This is a genomic window from Neisseria sp. HMSC068C12 (assembly GCF_001814095.1).
Lineage (GTDB): Bacteria > Pseudomonadota > Gammaproteobacteria > Burkholderiales > Neisseriaceae > Neisseria > Neisseria perflava.
Map to the genome: position 1 here is coordinate 34,967 of NZ_KV814829.1, position 24,086 is coordinate 59,052.

Sequence of the window (24,086 nt, forward strand, 5' to 3'; positions counted from 1 at the left end):
CTGAACATTGTGGCCGAAATCTTTGATTTCATTTCCACCGTTCAGACGGCATTTTGTATGGTCAAGCTTACTTACGTTCGCCAACCGGCAAAACCGTCTTGCCGAAAGATTCGTTGATGACTTCTGCCGCTGCCAAGTAGAACGCACCAAGTGCAGTTACCAAGCCTAAGCAACCGCCGATATGGACGATGCTATGATTTTCCATGCCATCGCCAATACCCAATGCAAAGAAAGTCAGTGTCAAGCAAAAGAAAATACCGCTCAATACTTTAGGCTTGGTCAAGGTGGCCACAAACATCATTAGCGAAAACATACCCCATGCGCAGAGATACCAACCGATAAATGCCGGGGCTGTTTCACCTTTAAAAAAGATGGTAAACAAAGCCCATGTCCACCAGAAGGCGCCATAGCTGATAAAAGCGGTAAAGCCAAACGTATTACCTTTCTTGAACTCAAACATGCCGGCAATAACTTGGGCGATACCACCAAAGGCGAGAGCCATGCCCAAAACTAAGCCGACACCCTCTTGAGCAGTAAAAAAGCCGCCGTTAATCAGGCTGAGCAACCAAGTTGTCAATGCAAAGCCACACAGGCCTACTGGACCTGGATTCGCCAGGTTTTCTTTAGTAGTAGTCATTTTATTTCTCCTCTGGTTATTAAAATAGGAAACCCATTGTTACCTATTTTATTTAAAATTAAAAGAAATAAATTTAAAAAAATCAGGCCATCTGAAAAATATTTTTCAGACGGCCTTGAATATTAATAATTAAACTATCCCAAAATTGCCAAGATTTTCCTTAATTCGTTGGCATCAATTTGGCCGGGGGCCGACGTTTTTTGTGCCGCACCAAAGGTAACGGCCGAGCCGAAAGTCGAGCCGGCCAAGCGACTGACAGCTCCGATTTTACCCATAGACATAGTAATAATCGGGCGGTCGATAATTTGTGAAACATCATATGTTGCCTGTAATAAGGTCAATACATCTTGCGACGATTGCGGCATCACGGCAATTTTGCAGATATTCGCGCCCCACTCGGCCATTGTTTTCAGACGGCCTGTAATATCTACCAAAGACGGCGTGGCTTGAAAATCGTGATTGCAAAGCAAGGCGGCAGTTTGATGTTCATGTGCCAAAGCTATGGTTTGTTTTACGCCATTTTCCTCGGCAAAAAGCTCAATGTCGATCATATCAGCTTGTTTGGAACGGATGATTTTTTCCAATAATTCAAAATAATAGTCATCCGAACAAGGTGTATTGCCGCCCTCTTGCGCCCTTCTAAACGTAAACAGTAAAGGCTTGTCAGGAAAAGCCTGTCGGACAATGCCTAATTGTTCGGTAATAAAATCGGCATCAAGCGCTTCTTGAAAAAAATCTGCACGAAATTCAATAATGTCAAAAGCCGTCTCTTTCAATACGCGCAAAGCCTGCTCCAATTCCTGCGTATTGGCGGCCACCAGCGGCACGGCAATTTTAGGCAGGCCTTTGCCGATCTCGATATTTTTGATGATGACAGGTTTCATATTGTTCCTTTTTGCTGTTCAAGCCAATCAGTGCAGATGCTCGTAAATGGTTTCCGCCAAGGCTTTGCTGATGCCTTCCACTTTTTCCAAGTCCTCGCGGCTGGCTGCAATCACACCGCGCAGACCGCCGAATCGGGTAAGCAATGCTTGGCGGCGTTTGCTGCCGATACCGGGGATTTCGCTGAGTGATGAAGTAACGCGTGCTTTGTCGCGTTTTTTTCGGTGGCCTGTAATTGCAAAGCGGTGCGATTCATCGCGTACGGTTTGCAATAAATGCAAGGCCGGGCTGTTGGGTGGCAGGCGGAAGACTTCGCCGGTAAAAGGCAGTATGAGTTCTTCCATACCGGCTTTGCGCTCAGGGCCTTTGGCGATACCGACCAAAGGAATGTGCAACCCAAGTTCTTCCCATACTGATACGGCTACGCCGATTTGCCCTTTGCCGCCGTCAATCAACACGACATCTGGCCATTTGGCGCTTTCGCCGTTGGCTTCGGCCTCCTGCATTTTGCCGTAACGGCGCGTCAACACTTCGCGCATGGCGGCGTAGTCATCGCCAGGCTTGGCGGTCGTGATATTATAGCGGCGGTATTGTGAAGGCTGGATGTTTTGCTCATCGTACACAACGCAGGACGCAATAGTGGCCTCGCCTTGCGTGTGGCTGATATCGAAACATTCAAGGCGGTTGAGGCCGTCTGAATCCATGCCGAGGATTTTGGCCAGTTCATCAATACGGTGTTGCTGACTGCTTTGTTGCAGGCGGCGTTGTGCAATCGCCATTTGTGCGTTTTGTTCCGCCATTTTCAACCAGACTTTTCGTTCGCCTATGGTTTTGGTGACAAATTGCATCTGCTTGCCGTGTTCGCCTTCCAAAGCCTCTTTCAGCACATCGGGAACGGGAAAGTTGCTGATGATGATGTCGGGTTTGCTTTTGCCCAGATAGTGTTGAGCGACGAAGGCTTCGGCGTAATCTTGCCCGTTTGGCTCGGGATCGTTTTTGGTGTCAGGGAAAAAGCTTTTATCGCCGACATGCCGTCCGCCGCGTATGCTGACCCAGTGTACGCAAACCAGGCCGTCTGAAACCGCCAGCGCGAGCAAATCAATATCGTTGGGATTGTTCGGATTTTTGCTGTCGATAAACTGATTACTCTGCATGATGCCGAGTGCTTGGATTTGATCGCGGTAACGGGCAGCTTCTTCAAATTGCAGATTCGCGGCGGCAGTTTGCATCTTGTGTTGCAAGGTGCGCGTCAATTCGTCGGTTTTGCCATTGAGGAAAGTTGCGGCCTCGCGCACGCTGTCGCGGTAATCTTCTTCGCTGATGTGGCCGACACAAGGCGCGGTGCAGCGTTTGATTTGGTACAGCAGACAAGGACGGTCGCGATGCTCGAATACGCTGTCTTCGCAGGTACGCAGCATAAAGACTTTTTGCAACACTTGAATGCTGTCGCGCACGGCGTTGCTGTTAGGATATGGGCCGAAATATTGATTTGGTTTCTTCAGCGTGCCGCGGTAATACGCCATTTGCGGATATTGATGGCCGCTGAGCATCAAATAAGGATAGCTTTTGTCATCGCGGAAAAGAATATTGTATTTCGGCGACAAGGCTTTGATGAAGTTGTTTTCGAGAATCAGCGCTTCGGCTTCAGAACGCGTGATGGTGGTTTCGATATGGTGAACCTGTTTTACCATCAATGCGATGCGCGGCGAATGGTCGTTTTTTTGGAAATAGCTGGAAACGCGCCGCTTGAGATTGACCGCTTTGCCGACATACAAAACATTGTTGTCTTCGTCAAAAAAACGGTACACGCCCGGTAGATTGGGCAGATTTTTCAGAAAAAGAGGTAAATCGAACGGTTCGGTTGCGCTCACGGGATTTTCTTTTGGAATAAGCAGGCCGTCTGAAAACTTTTCAGACGGCCTTTTTCATTGACGTTTAAGATTCTTGAGACGGAGTATCTTCAGCTTCTACCACTTGGTTTTCAGCTGCATCGCTTTCCAAAGCGGCTTCATCTTCAGCCTCTTCGGCCACGCGCTCCAAGCTGACCAAGGTTTCGCCTTCATCCAAATTAATCAGACGCACGCCTGCGGCAGCGCGGCCGGTCTCGCGGATTTGCTCAACTTTGGTACGAATCAGGACACCGCCGCTGGTAATCAGCATCAGGTCGTCGGTTTCACTGACCAAAGTTGCGGCAACCAAATCGCCGTTGCGCTCGCCGGTATTGATAGCGATATTGCCTTGGCCGCCTTTGTTTTTACGGCTGTAATCGGCAATCGGGGTACGTTTGCCATAGCCGTTGGCGGTAGCGGTCAATACTTGCAAATCGCTTTGTTCGGCTTCAGGGGCAAAGGTAATCAGGCTGACAATCTTGCCATCGGCCGGCAGGCGCATACCGCGCAAACCGCCACTGCCGCGACCGGACGGACGGACACCGTGTTTGCCGCTTGGCAATGCGTTTTCGGCATTTTCATCATCCAGGCCGTCTGAATCTTCGTTTTCGGTTTCGATATCGGCATCTTCTGCTTCATCGTTACCGGATTTTTCCCAATATTCGTTAAAGCGGATGGCTTTGCCCAAGTTGGAGAACAACATAATGTCATCCGCACCGCCGGTTTGCGCTGCGCCGACCAAGTAATCGCCTTCTTTAAGCGCGATGGCTTTAATGCCTTGGCTGCGGACGTTTTTAAACGCAGACAACTGGACTTTTTTCACCATGCCTTGTGCAGTGGCGAAGAAAACGTATTGGTCTTCCGGGAACTCGCGGACGGCCAAAATCGCGCTGACTTTTTCGCCCTCTTCCAATTGGATAACGTTGTTAATCGGACGACCACGGCTGTTGCGGCCACCTTCCGGCAGTTTGTACACTTTAATCCAATGGCACTTGCCCAAATTGGTAAAGCACATCAAATAATCATGCGTATTGGCAACAAACAGGGTTTCGATAAAGTCTTCGTCTTTGGTTGCCGCTGCCTGTTTGCCGCGGCCGCCGCGACGCTGCGCCTGATAATCGGTAGTCGGCTGGGTTTTGATGTAGCCGCCATGAGTCAGGGTAACGACCATTTCACGTTGCGGAATCAGGTCTTCATCGGCGATATCGCCGCCAAACGGATTGATTTCGCTGCGACGCTCATCGCCAAAGTTGGCTTTGATGTCTGCCAATTCTTCGCGGATGATTTGGGTAACGCGCTCAGGTTTGGAAAGAATATCCACGAAATCAATGATTTTGCTCATCAGGTTTTTATATTCGCCGACAATTTCTTCCTGATCGAGACCGGTCAGGTTACGCAAGCTCATGCGCAAAATGGCATCGGCTTGCAATTCGCTCAGGTAATAGCCTTGGCTATGCAGGCCCAAATTCTCTGGCAAGCCTTCAGGGCGCATCATGTGCAGGTCTAAATCCGTACGGCTGAGCATGTCTTCAACCAAGCTGCTGCGCCATGGGCGGGACAGCAGTTTTTCTTTGGCTTCCGGCGCATTGGCAGATTCCTTAATCAGGCGGATAATTTCGTCGATATTAGACAAGGCAACTGCTTTACCTTCGGCAATATGGCCTTCATGACGCGCTTTTTTCAGGCGGAATAAAGTACGACGGGTAACGACTTCGCGACGGTGGCGCAGGAATTCGGACAGGATTTGTTTCAGGTTCAGCAAGCGCGGCTGGCCGTCAACCAAGGCCACCATGTTGATACCGAAGCTGTCTTGCAGCTGGGTCAGTTTGTAGAGTTGGTTCAAAACGACTTCGGCATTTTCATTGCGTTTCAATTCGATCACGACACGCATACCGGATTTATCGGACTCGTCGCGCAGGTCGGATACGCCTTCCAACGTTTTTTCGCGTACCAACTCGCCGATTTTCTCAACCAGCTTGGCTTTGTTTACTTGATATGGGATTTCATCGATAACGATGGCTTCGCGCTCGCCGTTTTTACCGATAGGCTCAATATGGGTTTTACCGCGCATCACTACACGGCCGCGGCCGGTTTTATAGCCTTCGCGCACGCCGCTCAAGCCATAAATAGTTGCGCCGGTTGGGAAATCGGGTGCTTGGATAATGTTGATCAGCTCGTCGATTTCAGTTTCAGGCTCATCCAACAAACGCAGGCAAGCATTGATGGTATCGCCCAAATTGTGCGGCGGGATATTGGTTGCCATACCGACGGCAATACCGGACGAACCATTGACTAACAACGCCGGGAAACGGGTCGGCAATACCAGCGGCTCATGTTCGCTGCCGTCATAGTTGGGACCGAAATTGACGGTTTCTTCTTCGATATCCGCCAGCATTTCATGGGAAATTTTTTCCATGCGGATTTCGGTATAACGCATGGCTGCTGCGGCCAATCCGTCGACAGAACCGAAGTTGCCCTGACCGTCAATCAGTACATAACGCATGGAGAAGTCTTGCGCCATGCGGACGATGGTGTCGTAAACGGCTATATCACCGTGGGGGTGATATTTACCGATAACGTCGCCGACGATACGCGCCGATTTTTTATAGGCGGAATTCCAGTTGTTTTTCAACTCGTGCATCGCGTACAACACGCGGCGGTGTACCGGCTTGAGACCGTCGCGGACATCCGGCAGGGCTCGTCCCACAATCACGCTCATGGCGTAATCGAGGTAGCTCTTGCGCATTTCGTCTTCAAGGCTGACAGGCAGGGTTTCAAGTGCAAATTTATGGTCGTTGCGGATGGTTGCGTCGGTCATGATTATCTGTAATTTCGTATGGCAAAAATCTTGTTGATTCTACCACAAAACAAGCGGTTTATGGCTTTTGCGTGAAGGCCGTCTGAAACAGGATTTCAGACGGCCTTCGTTATTTAATAAATTTAATTTAGTTGCAGCCAGAATCTTCGTTCGCAGCCTGCAAACTCAACTCTTTACGCTTTTTAGCCCTTTCATAACGGCAGCGTTGGCGCTGTGTATTGATTTCCAAAGGTGGTACAGGAACCGGCTTACCGTCTTCAACGGCAACCATGGTGAAGTAGCAGCTGTTGGTATGACGCACTTCGCCTGTGTGGATGTTTTGCGCCTCCACACGGATACCGACTTCCATAGAAGTACGGCCGGTATAGTTGATACTGGCGTAAAAGGTTACCAACTCACCGACATGAATAGGCTCTTTAAACAATACTTTATCAACAGACAGAGTAACGCAATAGGTACCGCTGTAACGGCAGGCGCAGGAATATGCTACTTGGTCGAGCAGGCGCAGAAGATCGCCGCCGTGAACATTTCCGCTGAAGTTTGCCGTATAAGGCATCATCAGTTCGGACATAATCAGTTCATGGGAAGGTAGTTGGCGTTCCGGTTTCATCGTTTATTCTCCTTTTGATATTTATTTTAAAATTGTCTGAAAACTTCAGACTGCACGTGTGCAAAATCATTCTACCGTTTTTAATCGTTGAATTTCAACCCATTGCCTTCCTGTTTACAGCCATTTTCTACGTGAGAAGAAAATCAGCAGTCCGATAATAATGCACAGCATCATACCCAAAACCATGAAGTAGCCGTAATGCCAATGCAGCTCGGGCATATTGTCGAAGTTCATGCCGTAGATGCCGGTGATGACGGTCAGCGGCATAAAGATGATGGTAATAACCGTCAACACGCGCATTTGCTGGTTCATGCGGTTGGATTGGAAGGAAAGGTAAATGTCCATCATGCTCAACACCATATCACGCGAGGCATCAAGCGATTCGATAAGTTGCATATTGTGGTCGTACACGTCGCGCAGATAGACGGTCGACTCGCCTTTGAAAATGGCAAAATCGCCGCGCACGGCCAGTTGATAGAACACATCGCGCAATGGTAAAAGCGTGCGTCGCAGACGGACGGCATCTCGCTTGAGGCGGTGAATCTTACTGAGAATATCGCTGTTTTCATTTTTAAACAGGGACTTGTCTATGACTTCGACGCGGTTGTTGTATGACTCCAAAACAATGAAATAGTCGTCCACAATACGGTCAAGCAGGCAATAAGCAAGAAACGCCGTATTTTTGTTCAAAATATTGTGCGGATTTTCGTGCATCTGCCGACGGAGATGGCTGAACAAGCCCAACGGTTTTTGTTGGAAAGACAACACAAAATCTTTGCCGATAATCACATACACTTGGTCAGAATGGAGTTTGCCCGTAGAGGTATAGTGGTATACCTGTGCGGCAGTAAATACATAGTTGCCGTAGTCTTCGATTTTCGGACGCTGCTTGCGGCTGAGAATATCTTCAATAACTAGCTCATGAATACCATAAGGTTCAAGCGCGTGTTTGAGCAAGACGACATCATTAATACCGACAAAATGCAGCCAGTTGATTTGACCTTCTTGCGGATGGGCAATATCGGGCAAATTTTTTCCGGCAAGATAATCATGCTGAACAAAGGTATCGGCGGAATACAAGGTTTGATGGATAGCAGAACGCGGCGCATTGTCGGTATTGCTGCGCTGCATGGTTTGGTCTTGCAGATTGTCGGTTGTCTCAACTGGATTGGCTGGTTTGCTCATAAAAATAAATCATGTTTTTTAGTTAGAATGAATTGTACAGACAGAAAAGGCCGTCTGAAAACAAATTTTCAGACGGCCTGACAATATCGATCAACGCTTTATGCTTTATTAGGCTTGAGGCGCGGTTTTCTCCAATTCCAATGCGGCAGCAAGCAAGGACAGGCGCGCCATTACGCCGTAAACGTAGAGGCGGTTGTGTTCATTGTCGACGTCGCAGTCTTTTTCAGAACGTGGCATGCCGAGCGAGTCCCATTGTTCAAATACGCGCTTGCAGGCTTCGGGCGCTTCTTGGGAATTGTCGCCGCTGCCGGTGGGGATGCTGTTGGACAGCGGGACGAATACCATGCCGCCGGCGTTGAGGTTTTCGTCTGCACCACGGCCTTCGTGTACACGGAAGAAACCGCCGATAACGAAACGGTCCATCATATAAACGACAGGTTCACACACGGCGCCGTTCATGGTTTCGTAGGTATAAATACCTTCTTGGACAATGACTTCGCTAACTTCTAAACCCTCTTTGACTTTCGCCATTTTGTTGCGGTTTTTACGGTTCAAGCCGCGCACTTCATCCGCAGATTTAACGCTCATCACGCCCATGCCATAAGTACCTGCATCGGCTTTCACAATAACGAAAGGCTGGTCGGTAATGCCCAATTCATCGTATTTGGCTTGAATTTTCGCCAATACGCGTTCTACCGCGTCTGCCAACGCATCCTCGCCTTCACGCTCTTGGAAATCCAAACCGCTGATTTTTTCAAAATAAGGATTGATTTGCCATTCGTCGATATCAATCAACTTGGCAAAGTCGGCAGCAACTTGGTTGTACGCGCCGAAATGTTCGGTTTTACGGCGAGTCGTCCAGCCGCCGTGCAATGGAGGCAAAACGGTTTGGTTGATACCTTTAAGGATTTCAGGAACACCCGCAGACAAGTCATTGTTCAACAAAACAACGCAAGGCGAGAAACCGTCGGCAAGATGTACACGCTCACGGGTACGCAATAAAGGTTCAAGCAAAATTTTGTTGCCTAATGCGGTTTCAAACTCGGTTGGCTCAGTCACTTCAGGATTCAAGCTGCCCAAGCGCACTTCGTATCCTGCCGAACGCAAAATCTCGCTGAGGGCGTAAACGTTTTGCAGATAGAATGTGTTGCGCGTGTGGTTTTCAGGAATAATCAATACGGATTTTGCCGTTTCACATGCGCGCTGTACCGCATCTTGCGCGGCAACCGCCGCCAGCGGGATAAAGTTGGGATTCAAATTATTGAAGCCGCCCGGAAACAGGTTCATATCGATAGATGAAATTTTGTAACCGGCATTACGGATGTCAACCGAGCCATAAAACGGCGGACGGTGTTCGTTCCAATGCGAACGGAACCATGCTTCGATTTTGGCATGATTGGCAAGGACTTTTTTCTCAAATTCCCGTAATTGAGTCAGATGCTCAGGAGCCATTACCGGTAATTTCATTCTCTATACCTCTTGGTAAGTGTGGATGTTGAGTGAGAATGATAGAACTTTTTAGTGCATTTCGACAAGCATTCTTTCAGATAAGATGCATCTTTTTGTTAACAATTCTACAATTTGTCCAATTTTTGATAAGCGTTTTTGAAACTTTGCGACAAATTTTAAAAATTGGACAAATTTCTATTGCGCAGCCCCTATAAAAAGCCTAAAATCCGCCCATAAACGCAAACCATCATTCATACCTACCAATAGCAAAGAATACTCATCATGAGCGCACAAACCCTTTACGATAAACTTTGGAACAGCCACGTTGTCCGCGAAGAAGAAGACGGCACTGTCCTGCTTTACATCGACCGCCACCTGGTTCACGAAGTAACCAGCCCGCAAGCATTTGAAGGCTTGAAAATGGCCGGCCGCAAACTCTGGCGTATCGACAGCGTGGTCTCCACAGCCGACCACAACACCCCGACCGGCGACTGGGACAAAGGTATCCAAGATCCGATTTCCAAACTGCAAGTCGATACTTTGGACAAAAACATTAAAGAGTTTGGCGCACTCGCCTACTTCCCGTTTATGGATAAAGGCCAAGGCATCGTGCACGTTATGGGCCCGGAGCAAGGCGCTACCCTGCCCGGCATGACCGTCGTTTGTGGCGACTCGCACACTTCTACCCACGGCGCATTCGGCGCATTGGCGCACGGTATCGGCACTTCCGAAGTCGAACACACCATGGCGACCCAGTGCATTACCGCAAAAAAATCCAAATCTATGCTGATTTCCGTTGAAGGCCGTCTGAAACCCGGTGTTACTGCCAAAGACGTGGCACTTTACATCATCGGCCAAATCGGTACGGCAGGCGGTACGGGCTACGCCATCGAGTTTGGCGGCGAAGCCATCCGCAGCCTTTCTATGGAAGGCCGCATGACCTTGTGCAATATGGCGATCGAAGCCGGTGCGCGCTCAGGCATGGTTGCCGTCGACCAAACCACCATCGACTATGTAAAAGGCAAACCTTTCGCACCTAAAGGCGAAGCGTGGGACAAAGCCGTCGAGTACTGGCGTACGCTGGTGTCTGACGAAGGTGCCGTATTTGATAAAGAATACCACTTCAAAGCCGAAGACATCGAGCCTCAAGTAACTTGGGGCACCTCGCCTGAAATGGTTTTAGACATCAGCGGCAAAGTGCCTAATCCTGCCGAAGAAGCCGATCCGGTCAAACGCAGCGGCATGGAACGCGCCCTTGAATACATGGGTTTGGAAGCCGGTACGCCATTAAACGAAATCCCTGTCGATATCGTCTTTATCGGTTCTTGCACCAACAGCCGTATCGAAGACTTGCGCGAAGCCGCCGCTATCGCCAAAGGCCGCAAAAAAGCGGACAATGTACAACGCGTATTGATTGTCCCCGGCTCCGGTTTGGTTAAAGAGCAGGCAGAAAAAGAAGGCTTGCACGAAGTGTTTATAGAAGCCGGTTTTGAATGGCGCGAGCCGGGTTGCTCTATGTGCCTCGCCATGAATGCCGACCGCCTGACCCCGGGACAACGTTGTGCCTCTACTTCCAACCGTAACTTTGAAGGCCGTCAAGGCAACGGCGGACGCACCCACCTCGTCAGCCCTGCCATGGCAGCCGCAGCCGCAGTGACCGGCTACTTTACCGATATCCGCACTATGGCTTAAAGTATTTTCAGACGGCCTTTATTGATCAGGCCGTCTGAAACAATACCTTGCTCAAGTAAGTTTTCCTATTGTATTGCGAAAAACGTCCGAAAACCTTCTTAATCATTGATAACTTGAAAGGAATCTAGTATGAAAAAACTGTTTGCATTAGCTGCCGCAGCCCTCATCCTGTCAGCTTGTTCCAGCACTTGGTCCGGTGCAAAAGACGATACCAACCGCAATTGGGACAAAACCAAAGAGACTGCCGAGCGTGTAGCCGATAAAACCAAAGAAACGGCAGAACACGTTGCCGACAAAACCGGCGAAGCCGTTAAAAAAGGCGGCAATGCAGTAGGCCGCGGCATGAGCCATGTTGGAGAAAAAATCGAAGCCGCTACCGAATAATTCGGTAAATCAGGCCGTCTGAAGCTCCTGACTCCGTTTCAGACGGCCTGATACATTATTAATTTTTCAGACATTTTCACGATTCAAAGCAAAGGAAGAAACAATGAGTAATCCGTCAAGCTGGTTTGGTATTCATGCTCATGATTTGGATCGCGCCAAAGCCTTTTACGAATCCGTATTCGGTAAGCCCCTGCAAGACGTTGGCGGCAACGGATTCCGTTTCATCATTTTCCCAGCCGATTACACCCAACACGGTACGGCCGGCATGATTTGGCACGACAGCAATGCCCAGCCCGGCCACGGCGGTACAACCATTTTCTTTAATTGCCCGAATTGCGCCGAAACAGCAGAAAAAGCCGTTGAAGCAGGCGGCAAACTGTTACAAGAGAAATTCCGCATTGCCAACGGCTTTGCAGCATTTATCGAAGACACAGAAGGCAACCGAATCGGTTTGCACAGCACACGCTAACCCGAATAGCCATAAAATAATTTCCCATTATTACTATAAGAATCTGACATGAAAGCCTTTACCAAAATTACCGCCATCGTTGCCCCGCTCGACCGCAGCAACGTCGACACCGATGCCATCATCCCCAAACAATTTCTGAAATCCATCAAACGCAGCGGCTTCGGCCCCAATGCCTTTGATGAATGGCGTTACCTCGACCACGGCGAACCTGGCATGGACAACAGCAAACGCCCGTTGAATCCTGATTTCTCCCTGAACCAGCCACGCTATCAAGGCGCACAAATCCTGTTGACGCGTAAAAACTTCGGTTGCGGCTCTTCACGCGAACACGCCCCTTGGGCATTGGACGACTACGGCTTCCGCGCCGTCATCGCCCCCAGCTTCGCCGACATCTTCTTCAACAACTGCTACAAAAACGGCCTTTTGCCTATAGTTTTGACAGAAGAACAGGTTGACCAGCTTTTCAAAGAAGTTGAAGCCAACGAAGGCTATCAGCTCTCCATCGACCTTGCCGAGCAAACCCTGACCACCCCTAGCGGCGAAACATTCACATTCGACGTTACCGAACACCGCAAACACTGCCTCTTAAACGGCTTGGACGAAATCGGCCTGACCCTGCAACACGCTGACGAAATTCACGCCTTCGAAGAAAAACGCCGCCAAAGCCAGCCTTGGCTGTTTAACGGTTGACATACAAAAGGCCGTCTGAAAAATTTAAGTGTTTCAGACGGCCTTTACTGAATGTTTTGGGATAGACCATGAGATCATTCGACGAATTAATCCAAACCCAAGACCCTGCGTGGCCATTGATTCAAGAGTGGCTTACAGAAGCGGTAAACAGCGTTGAAGTTCTGCCACGTACGCTTGAAAAGGCAAAGGAAGAACTTGTCAAAACCCAAGTAACGATACGTTCGTTTATGGGTGCTGTCGTTTATGAAACCGGCGGTATCCTTATCGATGACGGCTGGTTACGGATACTTGGTTCTAGCAGCGCGAAGCTACCTCGTGGTTTGGGAAGTTGGAATCTAAACCGTACACAATCCGAGCCAGCAGGCCCTGCTCCCTATTATCTGTTTGCCGATGATGTTGCTGGAGGCTATTTTGCGATTAATGGCGGAGGATTGAATGGCAAAGTAGGTAATGTTTTCTACCTACCACCGGATACACTGGAATGGGAAGATTGCGGTAAAGGTTATGGCGACTTCTTAAATTGGGCATTGACCGGCGATTTACAGTTGTTTTACGAAAACCTGCGTTGGGAAAATTGGCGCGAAGAAATCCATGATTTGAATGGCGACAGCGTTTACACGTTCTTTCCGTTTTTATGGGCTGAAGAAGGCAGCGATATAAACCAAGTCAGCCGCAAGCGTATTCCTATTGCTGAACATTATGCTTCCACTTTGAATCTGCAAAACACAACTCCATAAAAAGCCCTTTCAGACGGCCTTGTTGTCATAATCTCAATAAAGCGTCCTTAAAACGTATTCTTCACATCCTGAAGTTTAATTTCTACCTAACCACACCATGATTACCGACACCATAAGCAATGCCACCCGCTACGCTGCCTTGCATCCCGACTTTGCCGAAGCCTTCCATCTGTTGCAGACCCTAAATTTTGCCAAGCTGCCGGACGGCCAAGTACCATGCGAGAATCCCAATATCCGTATTTTTATCGGTAGCGAGCCGATGAGGACTAAGGGAGAAGCCCAGCCTGAAGCGCACTTAAAACATATTGATATTCAAACGCCGATTGATGGCAGCGAAACATATGGCTGGATAGACAGAGGCCGTCTGAAAAACGGTTTAGGCTACAACGAAAAGCGCGATATCGAATTTTTCGACTGCGAGCCGGAAACCTGGCTGACCTTGGAGCCAGGTGAATTTACGCTATTCTTCCCGAATGATGCGCATGCCCCATTGGTTGGCGACAGGCCGAACATACGCAAAGTCGTTTTTAAAATCCGTGTTGAAACCGAACGTCTATAATTTTTCAGACGGCCTTATCCCCTTATTCAGGACACAATATGTCTTTTTTCAGCAGGTTGTTCCGCTCCAAACCTAAATTAATGACTTGGCAGGAATTTGTCGAATACTTTGCCCGTCGCATCCAAGAAGAATTGGATCTTGAGGCGAAAATCGACTGGGGTGAAAATATTGCGTCTTCGCCCATCATTGTCCAGTTTTCCGAAGACGATGAAGCATCGTTCAGCACATATTTGAGCAACCATTACACAAGTTATCTGCAAAATCCCGAGGCCTTGGAAGCTATTGTTGCAGCCAATTTAGCGGTTATCGATAAGCTTCAGGACTCTGATGCCAGTGTTTCAGCACAACAAATTCTTCCGACGATTAAAAATACAATTTATCTGGAAAACGTCAGACTGATTACAAATACGGACGAAGACGAGCCTGCCGATTACCTGGTATACAAACCAATTGCCGGCGATATCATGTTGCTTTATATGGTGGATACGGAAGAATCCATGCATACACTCAATCGTGAGCATATGAAAGAGGCCGGTATTGAAGATGAAGACGCCTTGTATCGTACCGCCATGGATAATTTGCGCCAACAGATGAATGGACATGTCCAAATTCATCATGCTGAAGGTTGGTCATTGGCTCAAATCCATTTGGATAACGACTATGATGCTTCCCTGATTTTGCTTTTGGACGAAGTACTTAAAGACGATTCTATGCTGCCGGCCAACCCTGTTTTTGCAGTCCCGGCACGCAACGCCCTGCTCGTTTGCAGCCCGTCCGATGAAGAGGCTTTGCAGGCGATGGCGAATATTGCCCTGCAGGCATTTGAAGATTCTGCCTACGCGATTTCTACCCAGCTTTACCAGTACCATAATGGTACAATCAGCGTTTTCAGAGCAAATTGATTTAAGGCCGTCTGAAAAACAGACGACCTGCCCTTTACCTAAAACCTTCTCATAAGGAAACCCGAAATGACCAAACATATCGCTATCTTGCGCGGCGACGGCATCGGCCCTGAAATCGTTGCAGAAACCGTCCGTGTACTCGACAAACTTATCGAACAAGGTTTGGATGTCAGCTACGAATACGCACCTTTGGGCGGCGAAGCCTATGACGAATACGGCCATCCTTATCCAGAATTCACGCAAAACCTTTGCCGTAAAGCCGATGCTGTCTTGCTTGGTGCAGTCGGTTCTCCTCAATACGATAATCTCGACCGTCCGCTGCGCCCTGAACGCGGCTTGTTGGCCATTCGTAAAGACTTGAATCTGTTTGCTAATTTGCGCCCTGCCATTTTGTATAAAGAGCTGGCCAATGCTTCTACTTTGAAACCGGAAATCGTAGCCGGCCTCGACATCCTTATCGTACGCGAACTGACCGGCGATATTTATTTTGGCGAACCGCGCGGCATCCGTGTTTTAGAAAACGGCGAACGCGAAGGCTACAACACCATGAAATACAGCGAAAGCGAAATCCGCCGCATCGCCCACGTTGCCTTCCAATCTGCCCAAAAACGCAGCAAAAAAGTCTGCTCCGTAGGCAAAGCCAACGTTTTGGAAACCACCGAACTGTGGCGCGAAATCTTTGAAGAAATCGGCAAAGAATACCCTGATGTCGAGCTTTCCCATATGTACGTCGACAACGCCGCCATGCAGTTAGTACGCGCGCCCAAACAATTTGACGTGATTGCCACCGGCAACATCTTCGGCGACATCCTCTCCGACGAAGCCTCCATGCTGACCGGTTCCATCGGTATGCTGCCTTCTGCTTCTTTGGACGAAAACGGCAAAGGCCTGTACGAACCATCTCACGGCTCAGCTCCCGACATTGCCGGTCAAAACAAAGCCAATCCGCTGGCGACCGTATTGTCTCTTGCCATGCTGCTGCGTTACAGCCTGAACGACGAAGCCCGCGCGCAACAAGTTGAAAACGCCGTACAAAAAGTACTGCAACAAGGCTTGCGTACCGGCGACATTTACGAAGAAGGTACCAAACTGGTTTCCTGCTCCGAAATGGGCGATGCCGTATTGGCTGCTTTGTAAGAAGGCCGTCTGAAAAAAGAGTGGGATCAATCCCGCGCTTTTTTATATGCGAAAACTTGAAACCATAAAAAAGGGCGTGTCTTCACACGCCCTTATGTCTTTTTCAGACGGCCTTAAGATTGAAAAAATCAACCTCTTTTGTGTTTGCCGCCAAAGCTGTCGTTAGACTTACGCTTGCCTTTAAAGCCTTCGCCGCCTTTTTTGAAACCATCAGCTTTTTTGAAACCATCTTTCTTAAAGCCATCTTTCTTGAAACCGTCTTTTTTATGGCCTTCGCCGCGAGCTTTACCGCCGAAACCTTCTTTAGCCGGTTTCTTATCGCCGCGCCAGCCGCCGGATTTACGATCGCCCCAGCCGCCTTTGCCTTTCGGTTTAGCGCCGGCAGATTTGCGTTTGCGTGTCGGCTCCATGCCTTCGATGGTCAGCTCAGGCAATTTACGGCCGATGTATTTTTCAATTTTGTGTACTTTGACGTATTCGTTCACTTCGGCAAAAGTAATCGCAATACCGGTGCGGCCTGCGCGGCCGGTACGGCCGATACGGTGAACGTAGTCTTCAGCCTGTTTCGGCAAGTCGTAGTTGATAACGTGGGTAATGGTTGGTACGTCGATACCGCGTGCGGCAACGTCGGTGGCAACCAAAATTTTGCAGCGGCCTTTGCGCAAGTCCATCAGCGTGCGGTTACGCCAGCCTTGCGGCATATCGCCGTGCAGGCAGTTGGCGGCAAAACCTTTTTCGTACAACTCATCCGCAATGACTTCGGTCATGGCTTTGGTGGATGTAAAGATCACGCATTGGTCGATATTGGCATCGCGCAAAATGTGGTCGAGCAGGCGGTTTTTATGGCGCATATCGTCGCAGTACAACAGCTGCTCTTCGATTTTGCCTTGATCGTCCACACGCTCAACTTCGATGGTTTCAGGGTCTTTGGTCAGTTTGCGCGCCAGTTTGCCCACCGCGCCGTCCCAAGTGGCGGAGAACAACAAAGTCTGACGGTCGCTCGGCGTTGCTTCAACGATGGTTTCGATGTCGTCGATAAAGCCCATGTCCAACATACGGTCGGCTTCGTCCAGAATCAGCACTTCCAAACGTTCAAAATCAACTTTACCGCTCTGCATCAAGTCCATCAGACGGCCCGGAGTGGCGACAATCAGGTCAACCGGTTTGCTCAGGGCACGGGTTTGGTAGCCGAAAGATGCACCGCCGACAATGCTGACAGTACGGAACCAACGCATATTTTTAGCATACGCCAGTGCATTTTTTTCTACCTGAGCCGCCAGTTCGCGGGTCGGGGTCAATACCAAAGCGCGCGGACCTTTGCCCGGTTTTTCGCTGCGTTTGGTCAGTTTTTGCAAAGTCGGCAGCAGGAAGGCTGCAGTTTTGCCTGAACCGGTTTGTGCCGAAGCCATAATGTCGCGGCCGTCCAAAGCAAACGGAATCGCTTGCGCCTGAATCGGGGTCGGGCTTTCATAACCCTCGCTGCTTACGGCAGACAAAATGTTTTTATCAAGGTTCAAATCGGCAAATTTAATAGACATATCTATCCTAAGAGACAACAACGCGCACGCCTGAACAATTTCAGACGACCTGAAGCAAAGGAAAGTAACGATACGGGAAATGTGAAGTTACAGGGTTGTCGCAAGCATCTTGCTTGTGGTTAACATCGACGACAACCTGCACAGAAAAGGCTTTGCAAATATGCAAGCAATAAAAGAAACGCGCCCGAAACGGCGGTTTAGGTTGGATGACGATGGCTTCGTATCAAAAGGCGAAGGGCGGATAATAAAGGAGAAAACCGCCCAGGTCAAGCAAAACAGGCTGCGAGTGCAAAATCAAGCTATAATGCCGTTTTATTGAATCAGCACGGATGAATCCGACATGAAGTTTTTCAAAACCGCCTTATTACCTGCACTTGCTGCCGCCCTGTTGCTTGGCGCGTGCAGTGGCTCGGAGAGTTATCGCGGCGAATGGAAGGCCGTTGCGTCCGACGGTAGCAAAGCCGAAATCACCTTTGCCGAAAAAAGCTTTACTGTCAAAGACGAAAAAGGCAAAGAAACCGTTTACGAATACACTCAAAACCAATACAAATTAGAAAGCGGCAGAACCAGCTACGGCATCGACATCAAAAACGCCTCGGAAGCACGAATCGTGTTCCCGTTTAAAGGCAAGACCGACCGTGCCACCATAGTTGCGCCTGACGATACAATTCTCTATATGCTTGACCGCCACGCCTACGTCCCTACTGATCAATTCTGGAAACTTCCCCAATAAGGCCGTCTGAAAACCATGACCGACATTACCCCCTTTGCCAACCGCTTGGGCAAAAACATCAAACATCTTATGAAATGGGCCAAACGCAACAATATCGAAGCCTGGCGCATTTACGACCGCGATATTCCCCAATTTCCCTTTGCCGTCGATGTTTACGGCGACCAAATCCATCTTCAGGAATACGATACCGGCTGGCTGATGCAGCCCGAAGAATACGAAGCATGGCTTGCCGATGTATTGGAAGCTATTGGTTTTGTGACCGGTTTTGCGCCCGAACAAATCCACCTCAAACGCCGAGAACGTCAAAAAGGCTTGCAGCAATACGAAAAAACCGGCAAAACCGGCGACGATTTCGTCATCACTGAAAACGGCCGCAAGTTTTGGGTCAACCTCGACAAATACCTCGATACCGGCCTTTTCCTCGACCACCGAAATACGCGCAAAAAGGTCGGCGACACCGCAGCGGGCAAACGCTTCCTCAACCTGTTTTCCTACACAGGCAGCTTCACCGTCTATGCCGCAACCGGGGGTGCAGTATCCAGCGAAACCGTCGATTTATCGAATACTTATCTGGAGTGGGCAAAACGCAATTTCGAACTCAACGGCATCGACCTTGAGCAACACAAAATCGTCCGCGCCGACGTGTTCCAATACCTGCAAAATGCCGCAGACGAAGGCAAAAAGTTCGACCTGATCGTCATGGACCCGCCCAGCTTTTCCAACAGCAAAAAGATGCTCGACATCCTCGACATCCAGCGCGACCATAAAAAGCTGATTGACGGCGCAATGAGCCTGCTCGCTTCAGACGGCATTCTGTATTTCTCCAACAACCTGCGCAGTTTTGTGTTGGACGATTCGGTCGCGGAACAATACACCGTCAAAGACATTTCCAAGCAGTCCGTTCCCGACGATTTCCGCAACAAAAAAATCCATCAATGCTGGGAAATCAAGCATAAATAAGCATCAGGCCGTCTGAAAGCCAGTTTTCAGACGGCCTGATTACCATATTGAATCTCTCAATCAATAGGCGCATAATTGAAGAAATTGTTGACAATATCAAAAGGAAAAGAACATGCAAAACTACCTGACGCCCAATTTCTCATTCGCCCCCATGATTCCGGAACGCGCGCTCGGCAGCCGGGTTTGGGATACCGAAGGACGAGAATACATTGACCTGTCAGGCGGTATTGCAGTGAACGCGCTGGGGCATTGCCATCCCGATTTAGTCGCAGCCTTAACCGAACAGGCGCAAAAACTCTGGCACATTTCTAATATCTACACCACCCAACCGGCACAAGAATTGGCCAAAAAATTGGTCGAAAACACCTTTGCCGACAAAGTGTTTTTCTGCAACTCCGGCGCAGAGGCCAATGAAGCCGCACTGAAACTGGCACGCAAATACGGCCGCGATCATTTTGGCGAACACAAAACCGAAATCATCTCCTGCCTCAACAGCTTCCACGGCCGCACCCTGTTTACCGTATCCGTCGGCGGCCAGCCCAAATACAGCAAAGACTACGCGCCGCTGCCGTCAGATATTACCCATGTTCCATTTAATGATATTGCCGCATTGGAAGCCGCCGTCGGCGACAAAACCTGCGCCGTGATTATCGAGCCGATTCAAGGTGAAAGCGGCATTCTGCCTGCCACTAAAGAATACCTGCAAGCCGCGCGCCGTTTGTGCGACAAACACGGCGCCTTGCTGATTTTGGACGAAGTGCAAACCGGCATGGGCCATACAGGCAAACTGTTTGCCTACGAGCATTACGGCATCACACCCGATATCATCAGCTCCGCCAAAGCCTTGGGTTGCGGTTTCCCGATTGGCGCGATACTGACTACCGATAAAATCGCCCCAACCTTCGGCCCCGGAACACATGGTTCAACCTTCGGCGGCAATCCGATGGCATGCGCGGTCGGTGGCCGTGCGTTTGACATCATCAATGCGCCCGAAACATTGGCACACGTTCAGCAACAAGGCCAAAAACTTCAGACGGCCTTGCGTGAATTGGGCGTAAAAACCGGCGTATTTAAAGAAGTCCGCGGCATGGGTTTGCTGCTCGGCTGCGTATTGGCAGACAAATACGCAGGCAAGGCATCGGAAATCACCGCCGCCGCTTTGAAACACGGCCTGATGGTACTGGTTGCCGGAGCCAATGTGGTGCGTTTCGCCCCCAGCCTTCTGCTGAACGATGAAGACATGGCCGAAGGCTTGAAACGTTTTGAAGCGGCCTTGAACGAATGGTTGGCCTGATTTTCAAAACCCAATAGCCAAATCAGCCGACAGCTTAGCGAAGGCCGTCTGAAAGACCGTTTGAGTTTTTCAGACGGCCTTTTTTCAATATTGAAAACAACATCCGCCTACATGCTTTGTCATTTGATGTTTGTTAAAAATCGTGCCGCCTCTTCGTGCTACGCTTGTCAAACATTTTGATTTTACAGAGAAAAGGAGCAGGAGATGGTATCGTTGAAAACCCAAATCGCCGGTTTTTCTTTTGACAACTGCCTGATGAATGCCGCTGGTGTGGCGTGTATGACTGTTGAGGAATTGGAAGCAGTCAGACAGTCTTCGGCAGGCACTTTCGTTACCAAGACCGCAACGCTTACCCCCCGTCAAGGCAACTCCGAACCGCGCTATCACGATGTCCCTCTCGGCAGCATCAATTCGATGGGCTTGCCAAACCAAGGCATTGATTACTATCTGGATTACCTGCTTACCCTTCAAGAGTCTCATCCCAAAAGGGCTTTTTTCCTCTCACTGGTCGGTATGTCGCCCGATGAAACGCATATGTTGTTAAAAAAAGTGCAAAACAGTGGATTCAACGGCATTACCGAACTCAATCTTTCCTGCCCAAACGTCCCCGGCAAGCCGCAAATCGCCTATGATTTTGAAACCACCGAGCGGATTTTGAGCGAAGCCTTTGCCTACTTCGACAAGCCTTTGGGCATCAAACTGCCACCGTATTTCGATATTGTCCATTTCGATCAAGCGGCGGAAGTGTTTAACCGCCATCCCTTAAAATTCGTCAACTGTGTCAACTCCATTGGCAACGGCATGTATATCGAAGATGAATCTGTCGTGATCCGCCCGAAAAACGGCTTCGGCGGCATAGGTGGTCAATACATCAAACCGACTGCGCTCGCCAATGTCCACGCGTTCTATCAAAGACTGGAGCCGTCTATCCAAGTCATTGGAACAGGCGGCGTTTACAGCGGCCGTGATGCATTTGAACACATCTTGTGCGGCGCAAGCATGGTGCAGATCGGCACGGCGCTACACCAGCAAGGCGTAGACATTTTTGAGCGGGTCTCCCTTGAGTTAAAAGCCATCATGGCGCAAAAGGGTTATGAAAAAATAGAAGACTTCAAAGGCAAATTGAAATATTTTGCATAGGGTTTACGCTAAAAAACACCCAAGGCCGTCTGAAAATTTCAGACGGCCTTGTTGTATAATTGCTCCCCACATTACCCGTCTTCCCCTTCAATGAAACTCAACCCCCAACAGCAAGCCGCAGTCAAATATCTAGGCGGCCCCCTGCTCGTCCTTGCCGGCGCAGGCAGCGGCAAAACCGGTGTGATTACGCAAAAAATCAAGCATTTGATTGTCAACGTCGGCTATCTGCCGCATACCGTCGCCGCGATTACCTTTACCAATAAAGCCGCCACAGAAATGCAGGAGCGCGTCTCTAAAATGCTGCCTAAGTCGCAAACGCGCGGGCTGACGATTTGCACCTTCCACTCTTTGGGCATGAAGATTCTGCGCGAAGAAGCCAATCAAATCGGTTATAAAAAAAACTTTTCCATTCTCGACTCTACCGACAGCGCGAAAATCATCGGCGAGCTTTTGGGCGGTACGGGCAAAGAAGCCATATTCAAAGCGCAACACCAAATTTCCCTGTGGAAAAACGATCTAAAAACGCCTGAAGATGTCGTTCAGACGGCCTCTAATGTGTGGGAACAACAAACAGCGCGCGTCTATGCAAGTTATCAGGAAACCCTGCAAAGCTATCAGGCAGTAGACTTCGACGACTTAATCCGCCTGCCTGCCGTGCTGTTGCAGCAAAACAGCGAAGTGCGCAACAAATGGCAGCGGCGGCTGCGTTATCTGCTGGTTGACGAATGCCAAGACACGAATACCTGCCAATTCACCCTGATGAAGCTTCTGACCGGCGCGGAAGGCATGTTTACCGCCGTCGGCGACGACGACCAGTCCATCTACGCATGGCGCGGCGCAAACATGGAAAACCTGCGTAAAATGCAAGAAGACTATCCGCAGATGAAGGTCATCAAGCTGGAGCAAAACTACCGCTCCACCGCGCGCATTCTCAAAATCGCCAACAAAGTCATTGAAAACAACTCCAAACTCTTTACCAAAAAACTTTGGTCACAGTTTGGCGAAGGCGAAATCGTCAAAGTCGTTGCCTGTCAAAGCGAGCAGCACGAAGCCGACTGGGTTGTCAGCCAAATCGTCAAGCAGAAGCTGGTCGGCGGCGATAAAACCCAATACGCCGATTTCGCCGTGTTATACCGTGGCAACCATCAAGCGCGGATTTTTGAAGAAGCCTTGCGCAGCGCGCGCGTTCCCTACCAGCTCTCCGGCGGACAGAGTTTTTTCGACAAAGCCGAAATCAAAGACGTTTTGTCCTATTTGCGCCTGCTTGCCAACCCCAACGACGATCCCGCCTTCCTGCGTGCTGTAACCACGCCTAAACGCGGCATCGGCGACGTTACATTGGGCAAGCTCAACACCTACGCGCACGAACACGAATGCAGCCTGTATGAAGCCGCGCAAACCGAAGAAGCGCTTGCCCTGTTGAACAATACCAACCGCCAACACCTGCAAGCCTTCATAGATATGATTGAAAACTACCGCGCCAAAGCCGAAACCAGCGAAGCAGGCGAGCTTATCCATAACCTGCTGAGAGAAATCGACTACGAAAACCACTTGCTAGCCAATGAGGAAGGCAAAGCAGGCGAAATCAAATGGCGCAACGTTACCGACCTGACCGGCTGGCTGGAACGCAAAGGCGAGCAGGACGGCAAAAACATCATCGAGCTTGCCCAAACCATCGCCCTGATGACACTTTTGGAGGGAAAAAGCGAAGAAGAAGTCGATGCCGTCAAACTTTCGACCCTGCACGCTTCCAAAGGTTTGGAATACCCCTACGTCTTCCTCGTCGGTTGCGAAGAAGGTATCTTGCCGCACAATGACAGCATAGAAGAAGACAACGTCGAAGAAGAACGCCGCCTGATGTACGTCGGCATTACCCGCGCCAAACGCCAGCTTACACTAACCCACTGCCTCAAACGCAAAAAACAAGGTACATGGCAATTCCCCGAGCCGAGCCGTTTCATAGATGAAATGCCACAGGAAGACATCAAAATCCTAGGCCGCAAAGGCGGCGAGCCGCTTGTGAGTAAGGAAGAAGGGAAAAGCAATCTGGCAGGTTTGCTGGATATGCTGGGAAACAAAAGAAAGGGATAAAGCAAGGCCGTCTGAAAACAGAATTTCAGACGGCCTTATTGTCAGCAAAATGTCAAAGACAACAATCAAATAATTTTTACTTTAATACCTTTATGCCCATCTATTTCCATTCCTCCAGATTCTTCAAAAATAAACAAAAATAATCGAATAATCAGGTACAAAATAAAAAAGCAGGTGACACGATCGCCTCATTCCCCTTCAATTTACAAGCAAAAATTGTCAACACTTGAAGTATAAATTCACAAGCAAAATTGCATTTTTCAGGTATAATAAAGGATTCCCCAACTGCA

General features: G+C 49.3%; 22 protein-coding genes. 14 read left to right on the forward strand and 8 right to left on the reverse strand.

Features of this window, described 5'->3' with window-relative positions:
- Nucleotides 1-67 precede the first annotated feature (67 nt).
- From HMPREF2952_RS09785 to gshA, 7 genes are all read right to left on the reverse strand, one after another.
- Nucleotides 68-637, reverse strand: a complete 570-nt coding sequence (locus HMPREF2952_RS09785; RefSeq protein WP_004520357.1) for an acetate uptake transporter — start codon at nt 635-637, stop codon at nt 68-70.
- A 134-nt stretch (nt 638-771) separates the two neighbouring features.
- The gene (gene aroD / locus HMPREF2952_RS09790) at nt 772-1,521 is read right to left on the reverse strand and encodes a type I 3-dehydroquinate dehydratase (protein ID WP_004520356.1); all 750 of its coding nucleotides are present in this window, start codon (nt 1,519-1,521) and stop codon (nt 772-774) included.
- Between the two features lie 27 nt (nt 1,522-1,548).
- Nucleotides 1,549-3,390: an excinuclease ABC subunit UvrC gene (gene uvrC / locus HMPREF2952_RS09795; protein ID WP_049335213.1), complete on the reverse strand. Its 1,842-nt coding sequence runs from the start codon at nt 3,388-3,390 to the stop codon at nt 1,549-1,551.
- Nucleotides 3,391-3,454: 64 nt separating this feature from the next.
- The gene (gene gyrA, locus HMPREF2952_RS09800; RefSeq protein ID WP_070695619.1) at nt 3,455-6,226 is read right to left on the reverse strand and encodes a DNA gyrase subunit A; all 2,772 of its coding nucleotides are present in this window, start codon (nt 6,224-6,226) and stop codon (nt 3,455-3,457) included.
- Nucleotides 6,227-6,353: 127 nt separating this feature from the next.
- The gene (locus HMPREF2952_RS09805) at nt 6,354-6,836 is read right to left on the reverse strand and encodes an acyl-CoA thioesterase (RefSeq protein WP_003686444.1); all 483 of its coding nucleotides are present in this window, start codon (nt 6,834-6,836) and stop codon (nt 6,354-6,356) included.
- Between the two features lie 114 nt (nt 6,837-6,950).
- Nucleotides 6,951-8,021, reverse strand: a complete 1,071-nt coding sequence (corA, locus tag HMPREF2952_RS09810; RefSeq protein ID WP_004520352.1) for a magnesium/cobalt transporter CorA — start codon at nt 8,019-8,021, stop codon at nt 6,951-6,953.
- A 108-nt stretch (nt 8,022-8,129) separates the two neighbouring features.
- The gene (gene gshA / locus HMPREF2952_RS09815) at nt 8,130-9,488 is read right to left on the reverse strand and encodes a glutamate--cysteine ligase (RefSeq protein WP_004520351.1); all 1,359 of its coding nucleotides are present in this window, start codon (nt 9,486-9,488) and stop codon (nt 8,130-8,132) included.
- 264 nt (nt 9,489-9,752) lie between these two features.
- On the opposite strand from gshA, the gene leuC reads away from it, so the two are divergent.
- The 8 genes from leuC (at nt 9,753) to leuB (ending at nt 16,040) form a co-directional block, all read left to right on the forward strand.
- On the forward strand, nt 9,753-11,162 hold the full coding sequence (gene leuC / locus HMPREF2952_RS09820) for a 3-isopropylmalate dehydratase large subunit (RefSeq protein WP_049335217.1): 1,410 nt from the start codon (nt 9,753-9,755) through the stop codon (nt 11,160-11,162).
- Nucleotides 11,163-11,291: 129 nt separating this feature from the next.
- Nucleotides 11,292-11,546 (forward strand): hypothetical protein, encoded by a 255-nt coding sequence (locus tag HMPREF2952_RS09825; protein ID WP_049335219.1) that lies wholly within the window; start codon nt 11,292-11,294, stop codon nt 11,544-11,546.
- 103 nt (nt 11,547-11,649) lie between these two features.
- Nucleotides 11,650-12,015 carry a VOC family protein gene (locus HMPREF2952_RS09830; protein ID WP_049335221.1) on the forward strand — a complete coding sequence of 122 codons (366 nt, stop codon included), beginning with the start codon at nt 11,650-11,652 and terminating at the stop codon, nt 12,013-12,015.
- A 48-nt stretch (nt 12,016-12,063) separates the two neighbouring features.
- Complete coding sequence (gene leuD, locus HMPREF2952_RS09835) at nt 12,064-12,705, forward strand: 3-isopropylmalate dehydratase small subunit (RefSeq protein WP_063067850.1); 642 nt, start codon at nt 12,064-12,066, stop codon at nt 12,703-12,705.
- Between the two features lie 68 nt (nt 12,706-12,773).
- On the forward strand, nt 12,774-13,442 hold the full coding sequence (locus HMPREF2952_RS09840; protein WP_049335224.1) for a DUF2625 domain-containing protein: 669 nt from the start codon (nt 12,774-12,776) through the stop codon (nt 13,440-13,442).
- Between the two features lie 97 nt (nt 13,443-13,539).
- Nucleotides 13,540-14,001 carry a NanQ anomerase/TabA/YiaL family protein gene (locus HMPREF2952_RS09845; protein ID WP_049335225.1) on the forward strand — a complete coding sequence of 154 codons (462 nt, stop codon included), beginning with the start codon at nt 13,540-13,542 and terminating at the stop codon, nt 13,999-14,001.
- Nucleotides 14,002-14,039: 38 nt separating this feature from the next.
- Complete coding sequence (locus tag HMPREF2952_RS09850; RefSeq protein ID WP_049335226.1) at nt 14,040-14,903, forward strand: DUF1444 family protein; 864 nt, start codon at nt 14,040-14,042, stop codon at nt 14,901-14,903.
- A gap of 66 nt (nt 14,904-14,969) precedes the next feature.
- Nucleotides 14,970-16,040 carry a 3-isopropylmalate dehydrogenase gene (gene leuB / locus HMPREF2952_RS09855; protein WP_004520344.1) on the forward strand — a complete coding sequence of 357 codons (1,071 nt, stop codon included), beginning with the start codon at nt 14,970-14,972 and terminating at the stop codon, nt 16,038-16,040.
- A 128-nt stretch (nt 16,041-16,168) separates the two neighbouring features.
- Here the strand turns inward: leuB and HMPREF2952_RS09860 are convergent, their stop codons facing one another.
- Nucleotides 16,169-17,578 carry a DEAD/DEAH box helicase gene (locus tag HMPREF2952_RS09860; protein ID WP_004520343.1) on the reverse strand — a complete coding sequence of 470 codons (1,410 nt, stop codon included), beginning with the start codon at nt 17,576-17,578 and terminating at the stop codon, nt 16,169-16,171.
- A gap of 115 nt (nt 17,579-17,693) precedes the next feature.
- Here HMPREF2952_RS09860 and HMPREF2952_RS11555 point away from each other — a divergent pair, with 115 nt between their 5' ends.
- The 6 genes from HMPREF2952_RS11555 to rep all read left to right on the forward strand — a co-directional run bounded on the left by HMPREF2952_RS11555 (nt 17,694) and on the right by rep (nt 23,796).
- Nucleotides 17,694-17,897, forward strand: a complete 204-nt coding sequence (locus HMPREF2952_RS11555) for a hypothetical protein (protein WP_004520342.1) — start codon at nt 17,694-17,696, stop codon at nt 17,895-17,897.
- A 21-nt stretch (nt 17,898-17,918) separates the two neighbouring features.
- Entirely contained in the window at nt 17,919-18,311 is a 393-nt protein-coding gene (locus HMPREF2952_RS09865) for a hypothetical protein (protein ID WP_004520341.1), read from the forward strand.
- Between the two features lie 15 nt (nt 18,312-18,326).
- Nucleotides 18,327-19,271, forward strand: coding sequence for a class I SAM-dependent methyltransferase (locus HMPREF2952_RS09870; protein ID WP_004520340.1), 945 nt, complete (start codon nt 18,327-18,329; stop codon nt 19,269-19,271).
- Between the two features lie 112 nt (nt 19,272-19,383).
- Nucleotides 19,384-20,565 carry an aspartate aminotransferase family protein gene (locus HMPREF2952_RS09875; protein WP_070695620.1) on the forward strand — a complete coding sequence of 394 codons (1,182 nt, stop codon included), beginning with the start codon at nt 19,384-19,386 and terminating at the stop codon, nt 20,563-20,565.
- A 204-nt stretch (nt 20,566-20,769) separates the two neighbouring features.
- Nucleotides 20,770-21,705, forward strand: coding sequence for a dihydroorotate oxidase (locus tag HMPREF2952_RS09880; protein WP_049335235.1), 936 nt, complete (start codon nt 20,770-20,772; stop codon nt 21,703-21,705).
- A gap of 90 nt (nt 21,706-21,795) precedes the next feature.
- Nucleotides 21,796-23,796, forward strand: a complete 2,001-nt coding sequence (rep, locus tag HMPREF2952_RS09885; protein WP_049335237.1) for a DNA helicase Rep — start codon at nt 21,796-21,798, stop codon at nt 23,794-23,796.
- The last annotated feature ends 290 nt before the right edge of the window (nt 23,797-24,086 follow it).

Bases quoted from the DNA above. Each gene is read 5' to 3' on its own strand.
- HMPREF2952_RS09785 (WP_004520357.1), bottom strand. From the start codon at position 637: ATGACTACTACTAAAGAAAACCTGGCGAATCCAGGTCCAGTAGGCCTG.
- aroD (WP_004520356.1), bottom strand. From the start codon at position 1,521: ATGAAACCTGTCATCATCAAAAATATCGAGATCGGCAAAGGCCTGCCT.
- gyrA (WP_070695619.1), bottom strand. From the start codon at position 6,226: ATGACCGACGCAACCATCCGCAACGACCATAAATTTGCACTTGAAACC.
- HMPREF2952_RS09805 (WP_003686444.1), bottom strand. From the start codon at position 6,836: ATGAAACCGGAACGCCAACTACCTTCCCATGAACTGATTATGTCCGAA.
- corA (WP_004520352.1), bottom strand. From the start codon at position 8,021: ATGAGCAAACCAGCCAATCCAGTTGAGACAACCGACAATCTGCAAGAC.
- gshA (WP_004520351.1), bottom strand. From the start codon at position 9,488: ATGAAATTACCGGTAATGGCTCCTGAGCATCTGACTCAATTACGGGAA.
- leuC (WP_049335217.1), top strand. From the start codon at position 9,753: ATGAGCGCACAAACCCTTTACGATAAACTTTGGAACAGCCACGTTGTC.
- HMPREF2952_RS09825 (WP_049335219.1), top strand. From the start codon at position 11,292: ATGAAAAAACTGTTTGCATTAGCTGCCGCAGCCCTCATCCTGTCAGCT.
- HMPREF2952_RS09830 (WP_049335221.1), top strand. From the start codon at position 11,650: ATGAGTAATCCGTCAAGCTGGTTTGGTATTCATGCTCATGATTTGGAT.
- leuD (WP_063067850.1), top strand. From the start codon at position 12,064: ATGAAAGCCTTTACCAAAATTACCGCCATCGTTGCCCCGCTCGACCGC.
- HMPREF2952_RS09840 (WP_049335224.1), top strand. From the start codon at position 12,774: ATGAGATCATTCGACGAATTAATCCAAACCCAAGACCCTGCGTGGCCA.
- HMPREF2952_RS09845 (WP_049335225.1), top strand. From the start codon at position 13,540: ATGATTACCGACACCATAAGCAATGCCACCCGCTACGCTGCCTTGCAT.
- HMPREF2952_RS09850 (WP_049335226.1), top strand. From the start codon at position 14,040: ATGTCTTTTTTCAGCAGGTTGTTCCGCTCCAAACCTAAATTAATGACT.
- leuB (WP_004520344.1), top strand. From the start codon at position 14,970: ATGACCAAACATATCGCTATCTTGCGCGGCGACGGCATCGGCCCTGAA.
- HMPREF2952_RS09860 (WP_004520343.1), bottom strand. From the start codon at position 17,578: ATGTCTATTAAATTTGCCGATTTGAACCTTGATAAAAACATTTTGTCT.
- HMPREF2952_RS09865 (WP_004520341.1), top strand. From the start codon at position 17,919: ATGAAGTTTTTCAAAACCGCCTTATTACCTGCACTTGCTGCCGCCCTG.
- HMPREF2952_RS09870 (WP_004520340.1), top strand. From the start codon at position 18,327: ATGACCGACATTACCCCCTTTGCCAACCGCTTGGGCAAAAACATCAAA.
- HMPREF2952_RS09875 (WP_070695620.1), top strand. From the start codon at position 19,384: ATGCAAAACTACCTGACGCCCAATTTCTCATTCGCCCCCATGATTCCG.
- HMPREF2952_RS09880 (WP_049335235.1), top strand. From the start codon at position 20,770: ATGGTATCGTTGAAAACCCAAATCGCCGGTTTTTCTTTTGACAACTGC.
- rep (WP_049335237.1), top strand. From the start codon at position 21,796: ATGAAACTCAACCCCCAACAGCAAGCCGCAGTCAAATATCTAGGCGGC.